This is a genomic window from Marivirga tractuosa (assembly GCF_042140215.1).
GTDB lineage: Bacteria > Bacteroidota > Bacteroidia > Cytophagales > Cyclobacteriaceae > Marivirga > Marivirga tractuosa_A.
Genome location: NZ_CP159478.1, coordinates 881,798 through 896,289, shown reverse-complemented (window position 1 = coordinate 896,289; position 14,492 = coordinate 881,798). Strand labels below are relative to the sequence as shown.

The window sequence follows — 14,492 nt, the reverse complement described above, 5'->3', positions numbered from 1 at the left end:
CACATACAACTTAGACTCACAATGATTTTATTTCTAATTTCATTAAGTGGCTGTGAAACTGACCTAGCTGATTTAATATTAAATGCAGAAGAAAAGCCCCCTATTAAGTTTATTGTAGCAGATAAATCAGCAGAACCACTTTTAATTGCCTCAAATCCTTGGGAAAATGGATTAATTGGATACTGCACTGTTCTTAAAACCCAAGCTACTAAATGGGAAATGTGGTATGAAAGTTTTCCTACTAACTCAAATGATGATTATAATTCTTATTTATGCTATGCAACATCAGAGAATGGAATTGACTGGGTTAAACCAAATTTAGGATTGGTTGATTACAATGGAAATAAAGATAATAATATAATTTTTTCGGGTACAGATATGAATGGAATTCATGGCCCATTTGTTTTTAAAGAAAACGGACGATATCATTTAATTGTAAATCAAAGACGAAGGAAAAATGAAGATCCGGAGTATTCTATTGCAATGGCAACTTCAGAAGATGGCGTCAATTGGAGCGATTTTATAAAGATATTTAATGGCTATTCAGATACTCAAAATGTTCTACTGGATTTTAAAAAGAAAAAAAAATTATTTGTAAGAGAATGGATTGGGGAAGTATCTATTGGCGAAAGAGCAGTAGGGATTTCTCGATCAAAAAGCACTTTACCCTTACTTTTCGATAAATCAGAACTAGCATATCGAAATAATTTTGAAGAAGATATTTATACGAGTGGGGCTATTAACCTAAATGACAATCTAACTTTATGCCTGAATTCAATTTTTAATAAACCGAAAGAAGAAATATATTTGGGATTGACTTACAGCAGAGATGGTGATGCGTTTTATAAATACAATGAAGATGTCGATTGGCAAACAACAGATAACTCCTGGGATAATAAAACAATATATGCCTCTCCATCTTTAATTAATGCAGGGAATGATTCAACATATTATCTCTACTATTCAGGAAGTCAGAAAAATCATGATACACCAATCTCAAGTAATGAAGATTACATAACAGGTATAGGAAGATTTAAAGTACTAATTACTGATAATAATGAGGAATGAACAAAAAACATTCCTAGTTAACTATAGCTTCAAATTAATATCTAACCTATTTACAGTTGTTGTAGGCTTTATTACTACTGCTATAGTACCCAAGACTTTAGGAGCAGCGAATTATGGGATATTCAGCTACATAACAGATATACTAACTAAAATATTTGTACTGTTCGACTTAAGATCATCTACCTACTTTTACATAAAATACTCTCAAAATACCAAAAACTTAGTTCTTTTAAGCTTCTACTTATTATATGCTTTTACTATTAGCTTAAGTTTTATTTTGATTGTCATTATTCTAAAAATCACTTCTTTAGGTCATTTCATTTTTCATGATATTTCTTTGAAGATAATACTCGTAGGTCTTCTTTATGTATTATCTTTTTGGTTCCAAGACATTTTAACGAAACTACTTGACGCTACTGGAGAAACTAAAAAAGTTGAAATTTTCAAGGTGATAGGACGAATATCTGGTTTGGTATTTTTATTAATCCTCTACTTTTCTGATAAATTAACCCTATATACATACTTCTTTTATTCAATTTTGGTTGTTTTGGTTTCAATGATTGCAGCATATATCAGCTTAAAACCTAATTTTCGAAGTATTCTAAAATTTTCAAAATTCAAGTTCACTTACTTTTTAAGAAAACAACTCAATTACATAAGTCCCCTATTTGTCTATTTATTTTTCGGAACAATAATTGCAATTTTTGATCGATGGTTTTTGCAAAAAGAAGGAGGAAGTATTCAGCAAGGATATTATGGTTTCGCTTTCTTATTATCGAATATAATTCTAATTTTTCTAACTTCACTCATCCCCTTGTACACGAAAGAGCTCTCAATCAAAAGTGATAGTAAGGTTGAAATGAAAAATGTATTTTTAACTTATACTCCACCAATATTTAGTTTTGTTGCATTCATTTGTTGTTTCTGTTCGATCTTTAGTCGCGATTTAATTTTGATATTTGCTGACACAGAATATTTAAATGCCGAATTAACTGTTAAAATTATGTTTATTTATCCTTTGGTTTCAACTTTTTCTAACATGAGTGGTGCCATAATATATACAACTAGCAGAACAAAAATATTTAGAAATCTATTACTAATGTTAGGGCCAATTCATATTATAACCTTAATATTACTTGTAAATCAAAATTTCGGTCTAGGCCTTGGTGCAACAGGATTAGCAATAAAACAAGTGTTTTTAGAGGCGCTTGGGGTAATAATAATTTTGTTTCTTAATGCACGATACCTTAATTTTGGACTATTAAAGTTTATACTAAAAATCGCAATAATAATTATTGCATTTTTCGGAATTTCAATTTTAATTAAATCTATTGACTACACTGCTTTTAATTCGATTTATATAGACTTCTTTTTGAAAGGCTTTGTTTATTCTACTTCTTGTGCAATTTTCGTATTCTTTTTTCCAAAGCTATTTGGCCTTAACAAAGCTATTATTAACGCTTTAAAAAATCGACTCAAAATATTTTAAAAATAGAAATGAAAGTATTATTATTTTCAATAAATCCTGAAACACCTCATTTTGAAACTGAATTAGAATTAATTCAAACTTATTCAGACAAAGGTGATGATCTTTATGTAGCATTTTGTGAAGAAAGCTTAACTACTTGCCTTTTTAATCCAAGTCATAAGAAACTTTTATGTAAAATCTGCATTTCAAAAAGAGTTGCAGGTTTAAAATTAATAGGTGGAAAACAACCAAATATAATTTCAATTAATCCTATGGATGATAAGGAGTATTCAAGCTTTCATTTTAATTCTATACAAGAACTGAAAGATCTTACCATAGGAAATATAAATATTGGGAAAGGAGTTGCTTCAACTATTATATCAAGATATCGAGAACCCAAAATAGACTTAGATAAGAGAAAAGAAGAATTAAACAGAGAACTGAATAATTCAAAACACATATTACAAGAAAGTCAAAAAATTATATCAAATATCAACCCAGATTTAGTTATCCTATTCAATGGCCGCTTTACTTCATATCACCCAATATTAGAATATTGCAAGAGTAAACATATTGATTTTCTAATTCATGAAAGAGGAGGTAATTTTAATACTTATATGGCTAGAAAGAATGAAACCCCACATTCTAGAGATCAAGCAGAAAAAGAAATTAAAGAATTATGGCAACAAGACCCTTCTGAAGCTAAACTAAAAGGTGAGCTTTTTTTCCAAGAAAGACGTGATAAAGTGATGCAATCATGGTTTGTTCATTCTCAGAACCAAACAAAAGGAGCTTTACCAGAAGATTATGACCCAAATAAAAAGTTGATTTGTATATTCAATTCTTCAAGAGACGAATTTGAATCTGTGGATGGTTGGCTTGAAACACTTTATGAATCTGAATATGATGCTATTGATAAAATTGCAACCTCATTAAAAGGCAAAGATAAATATCAATTATTTTTAAGAGTTCATCCCAACCTTTCAAATTTGGTAAATTCTCAAACTGAAAATATAAATAGATTAAAGCTCAAACACCCTCATTTATATATAATCCCTGCTGAGGATAATATTGATAGTTATTCTTTAATAGATATATGCTCCAAAGTTATCGTTTTCAACTCAACTATTGGTTTGGAAGCAACTTTTTGGAATAAGCCAACCATAGTTATTGGTAGAGCTATTTACGAAAATCTAGAGTGCAGTTATATTCCAAATACTCATAATGAAGTCATTGAGTTAATTGAAAAAGATTTAACACCAAAACCCAGAATTAATGCAATAAAAGTAGGTAACTGGATAAGAGAATTCGGAACAAAATTTTTACACACACATCAAACTGGAATAAATAAAGCTACCTTTAAAGGAAAAAAAGTGAACCCTAAAATGGTTTGGAGAGTTTTATCAAAAATCTATTTTTCGATAAAAAAATTTAAAAAGTAATATGGAGGCTTCTAGTCCAATATTATCAATTGTTATGCCGGCCTTTAACGCTGGGACGTATATAAAAGATTCAATAGAAAGTGTTTTAAATCAGACTTTTGATAATTTTGAACTAATTATAATTAATGATGGATCTACAGATGAAACAGAATCAATTATAAGGCTATTCGAAGACAAAAGAATTCGATATTATTCTAATGAAAAAAACAGAGGGTTATTTTTTACGAGAAATAAAGGACTTTCCTTATCCGTTGGTAAATATATTGCAATGTTAGACTCTGATGATATTGCAATTCAAGACAGATTTGAATATCAAATAAATTTTCTAGAAAATAACCCAGATACAGTATTAGTAGGGAGCAGTTCTATTATTATTGATGAAAATGGTTTTGAAACTGGGGAATTATACATTCAAAATGCTCCTTCAGAAGCATATTCATCTATTATGTTATTTAATAACTACATTATTCAATCATCGATAATGTGTGACAGACGAATAATGCAAGAATTTGGATATCGTAAGGAATTTCCTCCAGCTGAAGATTACGATTTGTGGGTACGGCTCGCTAAGGAGTACAAAATTTTTTCACTGAAAAAACCTTTAGTAAAATATAGAATTCATTCTAGCAGCATATCCCATACAAGTAGAGATGTTCAAATTAATGGCATAAAAAATAATTACAAAGAACAGTTAAAATGGTTAGGAATTGAAGCAACTGAAAGGGAAATTGAACTTCATTATGAAATAGCAAATAGTACATTTCCTATTTCACGCAAAACTTTCATAGAAGGAAGAATATGGCTAAGAAAATTGCATGAGCAAAATATAAAAAAGAAAATATTTTTAGAGGAAATATTTAATTACATCTTAATTAGAATGTGGATCAAGATTTTTATTAAATCTTTTCAAGCAAAACCATTTATTTCAATAAAGGAATTTTTTCATTTGCCATTTTTAAAGCCATTTCAAATTATAAAATATTAAATCATCATTTTTTTTTTTAAAATAAGGTCAATGGATTTAAGAAAATATGATAAAATAATTTTTTTTCCATCCGTCTATTGGTCACACAATTGGGAACGGCAACATGAACTAATATACAGATTAAGCTCATCTGTGAAAAATAATGTTCTAATCATGCAGCCTTTAGGATTAATAAATCATGGTATAAGGAGTATATTAAATAAAATATCTGTAAAACTTAAAGAACGATCCACTATAAATGATAGTAAAAACCCTAAACTATCTAATATGATTTTCACTCAATTAAATTATATCCCATTCCATTTTATAAAACCTATTAATTTCATTAATTTTTTAATCATAAAGCAAAAATTAGGGGTTCAACAAAAGGATAAGATAATCTATTGGTTTACGTACGTTAATGGATTTACTGTAAAACTGATATCCGAAAACTCTTTCACTATTATAGATTTAGCAGCTCGTAGACAAGTAATGAACTCCATCAGTGGGAAAGCTAAAGAAACTGAAAGATTTGCTGTAAAAAGAGCAAACATTGTTTTTGTAGATAACTATAATACTTTTTTAGATTATAAGGATTTAAATAATCAAATCTATTATGTACCTCAAGGAGTAGGAATTGAGATGTTTAAAAAACCTCAACATATTGCTCATTTAAATAATTTAAAGAAAGACGGTAAAAAAGTAGTTGGCTACTGTGGTGCTCTACATGATTCTATAAACTATAAAGTTTTAAGTAACGTGATTGAAGCTTTGCCGGATTTTATTTTTATGTTTGTTGGAAATGTAGTTGACAAAAAGGCAAATGAACTAAAGCATTATAAAAACGTTCTGTTTGTAGGAAGAAAGGACAAAAGAGAGCTTGTAAATTATTATCACTTGTTTGATGTAGGTCTTATTCCCTATGAACTGACCCCATTTACCTCGGGCGTTTTCCCTACAAAATTATTTGAGTATGCTGCTTGTGGAGTGCCAATCATTAGCTCGGCTTTGCCAGATATATTACAATATGAAAAGCCGTTTTTAAAAATTTATTATTCAGCTGAGGAAATGGTTACACAAATAAGGGAACTATCTCAGTATAAATTAACTTTTGAAAAGAATTTGAATTCTTTTGCAAAAGAAAATACATGGGAAAAAAGATTTAATTTTGTAATGGATAAAATTGAGAAATTAGAATGAGAGTAGCAATCATTGTGCCTTCACTGGCAAATAAAGGTCCTGTGGTAGTTGCAAGAGATTTAGTTATTCATTTAAAAGATAAAGTAGAATACTTAAAAGTGTTTTATTTTGACGACATACATGAAATTAAATTCTCTTGCGATTCAGAAAAAATCTCTTTTTTGAAAAAGAGGGATTGGTCTGACTTTGATATAATACATACTCATTCCTTGAGACCTGATGCTTACGTCTTTCTTCATAAAAGGGGAATCAAATGTAAATGCGTAACGACTTTGCATAACTATATGAAGGAAGACCTCTCGTTCACTTACAATAAATTAATATCATTTTTTTTTTCAAGGCTATGGTTATTAGTATTGTCAAAGCATGACAGGATAGTCGGTCTTTCAGAGCATATGGTAAATTATTATTCTAAATGGCTACCTGGAGAGAAACTAACCTTTGCATATAATGGACGAGTTAAAAAAAAAGCAAGATTAGAAGAGCTCAGTAATACTGATTTCGAAAAAATTAGAGATCTCAAAAAGGATAGGATTGTTATAGGTGTCTTCGCAGGGTTAACTAAAAGAAAGGGTGTACATCAGTTACTTGATGCGGCTGCCTTAGATAAAAATTTAGGAGTTTTAATAATTGGACAAGGACCTGAATTAGAAGCCTTGAAAAAACAAACAGAAAGATTGTTTATACAAAGACAAATATTATTCTTAGGCTATAGAGAGAATGTTGAAGATTTCTTTCAATTTTTGGATGCTTATGGTATGGTTTCATACTCCGAGGGCTTGCCTCTTGTAATGTTGGAGGCTATTCAGCATAATAAAGTGATTGTTTGCTCAGATACCCCACTGTTCAAAGAATTATTTAATAATAGGGAAGTGAGTTTTTTTGAGTTAGACAATGTAGAGTCGCTTTTAAAGGCCATTAAAAAAGCTCCAGAAATTGACAAAAATTTGGCTTACAACAAAGCTCACGTAAAGTTCAGCGCTGAAGCTATGTCTAAGAGGTACTTTAACATTTATCAGGAGATATTATGACTGGTAATGCTTACAAATTTGTTGGCTGCTTACTTATAGTATTTAGTGGTTTTTATATTACAAAGTTACCCTTTAGTCCTATATATATCTTTTTTTTGCTAGGGGCATTACTTCTATTTATTACTACAATAATAAAATTTCATTCTGTCAAAATAGATCATATTACAATCATTCCACTAATTCTTTTGGTGTATTTATCTACAAGTCAATCATTTTTGAATCCAAATTTAAGTTCTTTTGTAGGCTATACGTTATCTATTTGCTACATTATATTTGGGGTGATGGTTTTAAATAGACTTAAATTTTATGATGTTATTAAATTAGCCAATTACTTCATCATAGCTAGTTTAATCATATTAACGATTGATTTGATTTATAGGTTAATATTTCCCGTACCGGTTATTCACCCCACCCGCGGGGATATTACCCACGAAGGTATTAATTGGATTTATTCCTACAAGTTAAATAGTATTATGTTTTTAGATACTAATTTTCTAGGTTTACTTATTTTGTCGGTATTATTTCTAAACCTATACCTATCAAAGGTAACAGGTGTGAAGAGAAAGTGGTTAAATTTACTTTGTATAATATTACTTGTAAGTACTTTTTCTAGAGCGGCATGGTTAGCTGCAATTATTAGCTTCATATTTATTAAATATGTAAAAAAAATTACTGTAACAAATGTTTTAATTTTCGGCATTCTTTTTACTATTGCTTCTAGTTTGTTTATTGCATTTTATGCTAATGACTCTAGTTTTCTCTCAAAATTTGAGATATTCTTTAGAGCTTATGATTATGCAAAGGTAATGCCACTTTCGACTTGGATTTTTGGACATGGATTAGGTAATTCAGAGGAGTATCTTAATATTGGTGCACATAACTATCTATTAACAATGTTTTTGGAAACTGGTTTAATTGGATTTATATTATCCGCTTTAATATGGATTACTTTTGTCCATAAAACTGGAATAAAATCATTTTATATAGCAATGCCTTTTTTCATTGCAACTCTTTCAGCTTTTACACATGCTGTACCATACGTATTTGTTTCATTATGCATTGTTTATGAACTTGAAAAACAGACAAAGCTGGCGAAGTAACTTAATTAATGTTATTTTAATTATAATCTATTTTTTGCCATGCACAATTTATTTACCATTTATTGTAAGTAATATACTTACAATATTACTTTCTACCCTATGGATTATTGCAATAGCTTCAAATACTTTGTCTTTATCCAATTTTAAAGTGATTGGTATTTTATCAATTCCATTTTTGATCCACCTTTTGAGCTTAAGTTATTCAGAAGATATGGGAACTGCACTTTATTCGATAGAGAAAAAGCTTAGTCTCTTGGTATTCCCTTTAATAATTGGCAGTGCTTCTCCATTTTTTGAAAAAAAGCATTTTAGAATAATTGCTAAAGCATATTTTATTACTTCAGGATTTACATTGCTTTTTATGTTAATATGTGCAAGCTTACGCTCTATTCGCGAGGAGAGTTTTTACACGTTATTTAGTATTTATGAATATAAGCAATGGCACTTCCTTTATACAGAATTAGCTTCTTATGCAAATTTTCATCCCACCTATCTAAGCTTGTTGTTTTTAATAGCAATCATTTTTCGCTATAATACTATTTCTAGAAATACTCTTTGGGATTACACTGTTTATATTTTCTTATTTTTGGGCATTGTTTTGCTAATGTCCAGAATTATTGTTCTTTCAGCAATTTTGGTGAGCCTCTATTTACTATTTGCTTCAAGCAAAAAGTATCAAATTAAGTTTTTAATATTATCTTTTATAGCCGTACTCTTTTTTATTATGTTTGCAAACATCGATGAAATTGGAAATAGATTTCGTAATTTAGAAGCTAGTTTTGATATAAAAGCAGAAAATCATCGACAATGGAATGGTCTATCTGTTAGAATAGCTGAATGGCAGTCAGCAATTGATGTTATTTCAGAAAAGCCTTTAATTGGTTTCGGGATTGGAGATGCTCATAGTGTACTGATGGAAAAGTATTTGGAAAATGGTTTCATATACGGTTATAGGCAGGGTTACAATACACATAATCAATACTTAGAATATTTAATTGGTTTTGGATTTATTGGGTTGTCTTTATTTCTAGGAAGTATTGTGTATCCTCTAATAAGATTAAAAAATAATAAAATGTTATATTTATCTTTTTTAATAATTTTTTGCGTAGCATTTCTGACTGAAGTGATTTTAGGAGTAAATAAGGGGATTGTTGCATTTAGCCTTTTTCAATCCCTCTTCGTTTTCTTTGATGATAATTTTTTAGTTGATAAATATGAATAGTAACAACCACCCAATTAAATTTTCTGTTCTCATATCACTCTATAGAGGAGAAACACCTTCTTTTCTAGATGAGGCATTAGAAAGTGTTTTTAATCAAAGTACTCCTGCTGATCAGGTTGTTGTAGTCAAAGATGGTAAACTGACAGCTGATTTAGAAGATATATTATCCAAATGGAAAAGGAAAAAGAGTAATATTCTTGATATTTTACCTCTTGAAAAAAACGTTGGTTTAGCAACAGCCCTAAATGCAGGTTTAACGATATGTAAATATGATTGGATTGCAAGAATGGATACTGATGATGTTGCATTAAAAGATAGATTTGAAAAGCAATTGAAATTCATTAATGATAATCCCTCTGTTGATGTTTTGGGGAGTTGGATAATGGAGTTCGATGAAAAAATGGAAAAAGAAATAGGTTTTCGAAAAGTCCCATTGAACCATCACCAGATTTATAAATTCGCAAAACTGCGATGCCCTATTAATCATATGACTGCTGTATTTCGGAAAAGTAAAGTTTTAGTGCATGGCGGTTATCCATCAATAGATCCAAAAACAAATATTGAAGATTATGTACTGTGGGCTACCCTATTGCACAAAGGCCTTATATTTGCCAATATACCTGAAGTCCTTGTAAAAGCTAGAACGGGTAAATCTTTGCTAAGTAGAAGAGGAGTGACCATCTTATCAAAAAATAGAAAAATACTATCTGAAATATTTAAAAAATATGGGGTTTTTGTCAGCTTATGAGTATAACCGAAATCTACTATTACGTTCTATTGTAAGGTTAGCTCCTCAAAATGTAAGAGGTTATATTTATAAAGTAATTCACTAAGTTGTTTAAAATAATCTTCCACTTGATTGCGGTTATCAATTATAAAAAACTTCTATTTGAAGGACCTTAATTAATTTTATGTATTTTTGCTTAGACAATCTTTGTGATGCCTCAAACCCTAGCTAGTTTAATTACTTCATTTATTCTAACCTTTTTGGTTACACCATTGGTTATTGGCTTTTTTAAAAAGCGGAATATTATGGATAAGCCGGGGGGAGGAAGATACACACAGGTGATACCCCCTCTATGGGAGGCATAGCTATTTTTATGGGTATGATCATAGCTCTTTTAATATGGATGCCACTTCCAGGTTTACAACGTTTTAAGTTCTTATATGGGGCAATGGGGATTATGTTTGTAGTGGGTCTAAGGGATGATCTTGTGCCTGTTAGGCCAACAGTTAAATTAGCAGCTCAATTATTATCGTCTTGTATGGTGATATTTTTAATGGATATAAAATTAAATTCACTATACGGGATATTTACGATTGAAGAGCTTCCATATCTAATAAGCTTCTTTTCATCCTTATTTACTTTAATAGTGGTAACCAATTCTTATAACTTGATAGATGGTTTGGATGGCCTTGCTAGCAGTATTGGGATTATTGCTTTTTTCTTTTTTGGAATATACTTCTTTTTAGTTGGGCAAACTTATTATTCTATGGTTTGCTTTGCCTTTATTGGCGCTTTAATTGCTTTCTTGAATTTCAACTGGGAGCCATCCCGTATTTTTATGGGAGATACTGGAGCATTATTAATTGGCTTTGCTTTGGCTGTGGTCACCATTAAGTTTATTGATTACAACCACTATTTGCCTGTAGAAACCCCATTTAAGCTTAATTCTTCAGTGGCTGTAGGAATTTCAGTTATCATAATACCTCTTTTCGATACATTAAGGGTGTTTATTTCTAGGGCTATGAAAAAGAAATCCCCTTTTTCACCTGATAAAACACACTTGCATCATATTCTAATGCGATTAGGCTTTAGCCATTCAGGAACAACATTAATAATGATTGCCACTAATATTGCCATCATATGTATTGCATTAGCATTAGATTTCTTAGGAGATAATATTTTGGTGCCTACAATTATTGGATTTTGTATTTTATTGAGTTTGATGTTGGATCAAATATTAAAATCTACCATAAAACGAAAGAAAAAAGAGGTGGTTAAGAATTTTAGGAGAGACTAATATATCAGTACAGATTTTTAAGGATCATTTATGATTTCACCCTTTTTACAATTACAATACAACAAAGAAAAGTTCTATTGTTTTTATAAATACTCTTCAATTGAAAAATGCTTAAGAAATTGAATTTACTGGATAATTAGGGTCCTCTTGGTTAGATTAAGAATTTACATCATAATTTAACACTGAATTTCTATATAAAACTTAGTTATATACGGGTAAAAAATTAATATAGCGTTTATTAAAGCAAAAATAGCAGCAAAACCGACAGCCCCTGCCGCAATATCTTTTATCAAACCAATTTTTTTATGATGAGCAGGATGGATAAAGTTACAAGTTAGTTCGATAGCTGTGTTTAAACTTTCTACAGTCAAAACCAATCCTATTGAAAAAAATAGGAACATCCACTCAATTCTCGTAATGTTAAAATATAGCCCTAATATGAGAAAGCTTGTTCCAATAATACACTGAGAAATAATTGCATGTTCTGAAGATAAAAGCTTAAACATACCTTTAAAAACATACTTAACACTTTTTAATCTACCTTTAACAAACCTTTTCATTATTAAAAAAATTAAATTAAGGCAAAATTATAAAAATCAACTTGTTTTTTTAGCATTAAGTTTAATTAGCGCACCCTGTGTAGAATAAATAGTTTTTCAATATTGGAATTGTAGATGAAAGAAGTACAACACCTATAAATGTTATTTTATTAGAATCAATTATATATTTCATTTAATGAATAAGTAATTCTCTATATCCCTTTAAATCTGTTAACGACTAACGGCTAAAATGAGTAGTATAAAGCTAAAATTATAGATTTATAAAATTTTGCCTTATAAACAAAAAAATAGAGCCCTATCAGAGCTCTATTTCCTAGGGCTCAACAATAAAGTTTGAACACTTGTTTAAAAAAGTTTGAACATAATTTTTAGACTTTGTTTAAAAAAGTTTGAACAAAAAATCTTAACTAAAGGAAATGAATCAAAGGTATTAGTTACTAATTTAGACTTATAATAAGATTTTTTCAAACATTAACATTTCAAAGCTAATAAATACTTGCGAAATATTTATCCCTAAATAAAATCACGATTTAAAATCCTTTCCAATTACTATTTAAACCCAATTTTTTTGAGGTGCTTTTGAAGCATTAAATTCTAAGAAATGCTAAAGCTACCTTAAAAAGGTAAGTTAGACATTATAATGCCGAAAAACAGAAACAAAAGCTAGAGGCGGGGCGTATTTTCTTACTTTCACTCATCCTGCAGTTCTGGGAGTATACCCGAAAAGTGCTTTATCTAGATTTAGTGTTTTCAGAGCCGGAAGAACGATAAATCCTCAAACTGGTCTGGGAGAAGACTTACGGCAGGATTCAAAGGAATGGCACAGAAAAAGAGTGGCTCAGTTACCAAGGAACAGCATTTAGCAGAATCAACACAGTGGCTCGTTGGCTGACGAGAAGCCCCTATCACCGGATACCCAAACCCCACCCCTAGTTTCATCCCATCAATGATCGCAATGGTTTCAAAAAAATCCGGCAGTAGTAAATGAAGCAGGTAACGCTCAAAATAGGAATCCGTAATCAGCTGCTCCTACAACAATCCTTTTTCATTCCTCGAACCATAATTAATCACTGCTTTCACCAAAGTATTTTTGTCCGGAGTACTGGCGGTGACCTGCTATAACTATGCCGAGCTATTTGTTGGAAAAGTGGCAGAAAATCTGCGATCAGCTAGAAGAAAACCCGTTTACAAACCTAAAAGCCACACTGTAAACGGGCAAGATAGACATTTCAAATGTTTGCAATGTGGCAGAGGCTTACGCTCTCAAAAGGCATTGAACTGGCATACGAAGTTGCATTAAAGTTATTTTTTTGAAATTCACTTTATTTAAGCACTTACTTAAACTTTATTTTCTTACCTTCGTTATTTAAGCAATTGATTAAATAGTAAAAAATATGAGTAAATCGTGTATCCGTGTTTTTGCTGATGTTGAGCAGATCCAACAGTGCAAAGAAGAAATTAACAAAGTAGCACCATCTATAGCTACAATAGCAATGGCATTGAGCCTGTCGGGCAATGAAGCCCGCTTAAAAATGCTCTATCTGCTTAGCAAGGAAACCAAACTTTGTCCCTGTGACCTGAGTGACATCTTGGAAATGACCGTGCCTGCCATTTCCCAACATCTGAAGAAATTGAGAGAAGGAGGCCTTGTAACCAGCGAGAAAGTAGGCCAAACGGTTTTCTACTCACTGGTAGAAGATAATATACAGGTGATCAGACCTGTATTAGAAAGTTTATTTAATGATAGTAAAAAAGAACCAGTATCATGAGCAATTCAAATCAAACAAATACATCCTCCAAAAGTGTTGGAGCCGGTTTGTTGGTAGCCTTTACTGCTTCGCTTTGTTGTATTACCCCCGTTTTTGCCACGCTGGCAGGGATTGGAGGCATTGCTTCGTCCTTTTCATGGATGGATCCTTTCAGACCCTATTTAATAGGCCTTACCATTTTGGTATTAGGGTTTGCCTGGTATCAGAAATTACGACCCAGGACCCAGGAAGAAATCGACTGTGCCTGTGACGAGGATGAGCGTCCCTCCTTTTGGCAGTCTAAGAAGTTTTTGGGAATTGTTACCGTCTTTGCGGTATTGATGCTTGCTTTCCCATCCTATTCCGGCATTTTTTTCCCTGACAACAGCAAAGGGGATAAAGTTATCGTGGTGAAAGAAAGTGACATTCTAAATGCAGAGCTAAGTATCAAAGGCATGACCTGCACAGGATGCGAGCATAGTGTGAATGCTGCGCTTAATAGCAGTGAAGGTGTGCTCGAAGCTTCTTCATCCTACGAAAGTGGCATAGCTACAGTCAAATTTGACCAATCAAAAGTATCCGTTGATCAACTAGCATCTAAAGTTGAGAAAGCAACGGGCTATAAAGTGACAGATAAAAAAATCATTGATTCAAATAAATAAGAA

Annotated in this window: 13 protein-coding genes; 12 read left to right on the top strand and 1 reads right to left on the bottom strand. The window is 31.1% G+C overall.

Annotation, left to right across the window (positions count from 1 at the left end; genetic code table 11):
• Positions 1-21 precede the first annotated feature (21 nt).
• The 10 genes from ABWH96_RS04070 (at position 22) to ABWH96_RS04025 (ending at position 11,519) form a co-directional block, all read left to right on the top strand.
• Complete coding sequence (locus ABWH96_RS04070) at positions 22-1,068, top strand: hypothetical protein (protein WP_375580222.1); 1,047 nt, start codon at positions 22-24, stop codon at positions 1,066-1,068.
• A complete protein-coding gene (locus ABWH96_RS04065) occupies positions 1,058-2,557 on the top strand; it encodes a hypothetical protein (protein ID WP_375580221.1) in 1,500 nt (499 codons plus the stop codon). The genes ABWH96_RS04070 and ABWH96_RS04065 overlap by 11 nt, the downstream gene beginning before the upstream one ends.
• An 8-nt stretch (positions 2,558-2,565) precedes the next feature.
• On the top strand, positions 2,566-3,978 hold the full coding sequence (locus ABWH96_RS04060; RefSeq protein ID WP_375580220.1) for a hypothetical protein: 1,413 nt from the start codon (positions 2,566-2,568) through the stop codon (positions 3,976-3,978).
• A gap of 1 nt (position 3,979) precedes the next feature.
• Complete coding sequence (locus tag ABWH96_RS04055; RefSeq protein ID WP_375580219.1) at positions 3,980-4,963, top strand: glycosyltransferase family 2 protein; 984 nt, start codon at positions 3,980-3,982, stop codon at positions 4,961-4,963.
• 132 nt (positions 4,964-5,095) lie between these two features.
• The gene (locus ABWH96_RS04050) at positions 5,096-6,142 is read left to right on the top strand and encodes a glycosyltransferase (RefSeq protein ID WP_375580218.1); all 1,047 of its coding nucleotides are present in this window, start codon (positions 5,096-5,098) and stop codon (positions 6,140-6,142) included.
• A complete protein-coding gene (locus tag ABWH96_RS04045) occupies positions 6,139-7,173 on the top strand; it encodes a glycosyltransferase family 4 protein (protein WP_375580217.1) in 1,035 nt (344 codons plus the stop codon). Before ABWH96_RS04050 ends, ABWH96_RS04045 begins: the two co-directional genes overlap by 4 nt.
• Positions 7,170-8,273: a hypothetical protein gene (locus tag ABWH96_RS04040; RefSeq protein WP_375580216.1), complete on the top strand. Its 1,104-nt coding sequence runs from the start codon at positions 7,170-7,172 to the stop codon at positions 8,271-8,273. Before ABWH96_RS04045 ends, ABWH96_RS04040 begins: the two co-directional genes overlap by 4 nt.
• A complete protein-coding gene (locus ABWH96_RS04035; protein ID WP_375580215.1) occupies positions 8,245-9,495 on the top strand; it encodes an O-antigen ligase family protein in 1,251 nt (416 codons plus the stop codon). The genes ABWH96_RS04040 and ABWH96_RS04035 overlap by 29 nt, the downstream gene beginning before the upstream one ends.
• Complete coding sequence (locus ABWH96_RS04030; protein ID WP_375580214.1) at positions 9,488-10,243, top strand: glycosyltransferase; 756 nt, start codon at positions 9,488-9,490, stop codon at positions 10,241-10,243. The genes ABWH96_RS04035 and ABWH96_RS04030 overlap by 8 nt, the downstream gene beginning before the upstream one ends.
• Before the next feature lie 331 nt (positions 10,244-10,574).
• A complete protein-coding gene (locus ABWH96_RS04025; RefSeq protein ID WP_375580213.1) occupies positions 10,575-11,519 on the top strand; it encodes an MraY family glycosyltransferase in 945 nt (314 codons plus the stop codon).
• A 176-nt stretch (positions 11,520-11,695) separates the two neighbouring features.
• On the opposite strand, the gene ABWH96_RS04020 is transcribed toward ABWH96_RS04025, so the two are convergent.
• Positions 11,696-12,079, bottom strand: a complete 384-nt coding sequence (locus ABWH96_RS04020; protein ID WP_375580212.1) for a diacylglycerol kinase — start codon at positions 12,077-12,079, stop codon at positions 11,696-11,698.
• A gap of 1,394 nt (positions 12,080-13,473) precedes the next feature.
• Here ABWH96_RS04020 and ABWH96_RS04015 point away from each other — a divergent pair.
• Both ABWH96_RS04015 and merTP read left to right on the top strand, forming a co-directional pair.
• Positions 13,474-13,848 carry an ArsR/SmtB family transcription factor gene (locus ABWH96_RS04015; RefSeq protein WP_375580211.1) on the top strand — a complete coding sequence of 125 codons (375 nt, stop codon included), beginning with the start codon at positions 13,474-13,476 and terminating at the stop codon, positions 13,846-13,848.
• Complete coding sequence (gene merTP, locus ABWH96_RS04010) at positions 13,845-14,489, top strand: mercuric transport protein MerTP (protein ID WP_375580210.1); 645 nt, start codon at positions 13,845-13,847, stop codon at positions 14,487-14,489. The genes ABWH96_RS04015 and merTP overlap by 4 nt, the downstream gene beginning before the upstream one ends.
• Positions 14,490-14,492: the final 3 nt, after the last annotated feature.

Excerpts from the sequence above, each read along its gene's own strand:
- ABWH96_RS04070 (WP_375580222.1), top strand. The coding sequence starts at position 22 with ATGATTTTATTTCTAATTTCATTAAGTGGCTGTGAAACTGACCTAGCT.
- ABWH96_RS04065 (WP_375580221.1), top strand. The coding sequence starts at position 1,058 with ATGAGGAATGAACAAAAAACATTCCTAGTTAACTATAGCTTCAAATTA.
- ABWH96_RS04060 (WP_375580220.1), top strand. The coding sequence starts at position 2,566 with ATGAAAGTATTATTATTTTCAATAAATCCTGAAACACCTCATTTTGAA.
- ABWH96_RS04055 (WP_375580219.1), top strand. The coding sequence starts at position 3,980 with ATGGAGGCTTCTAGTCCAATATTATCAATTGTTATGCCGGCCTTTAAC.
- ABWH96_RS04045 (WP_375580217.1), top strand. The coding sequence starts at position 6,139 with ATGAGAGTAGCAATCATTGTGCCTTCACTGGCAAATAAAGGTCCTGTG.
- ABWH96_RS04040 (WP_375580216.1), top strand. The coding sequence starts at position 7,170 with ATGACTGGTAATGCTTACAAATTTGTTGGCTGCTTACTTATAGTATTT.
- ABWH96_RS04030 (WP_375580214.1), top strand. The coding sequence starts at position 9,488 with ATGAATAGTAACAACCACCCAATTAAATTTTCTGTTCTCATATCACTC.
- ABWH96_RS04025 (WP_375580213.1), top strand. The coding sequence starts at position 10,575 with ATGGGAGGCATAGCTATTTTTATGGGTATGATCATAGCTCTTTTAATA.
- ABWH96_RS04020 (WP_375580212.1), bottom strand. The coding sequence starts at position 12,079 with ATGAAAAGGTTTGTTAAAGGTAGATTAAAAAGTGTTAAGTATGTTTTT.
- ABWH96_RS04015 (WP_375580211.1), top strand. The coding sequence starts at position 13,474 with ATGAGTAAATCGTGTATCCGTGTTTTTGCTGATGTTGAGCAGATCCAA.
- merTP (WP_375580210.1), top strand. The coding sequence starts at position 13,845 with ATGAGCAATTCAAATCAAACAAATACATCCTCCAAAAGTGTTGGAGCC.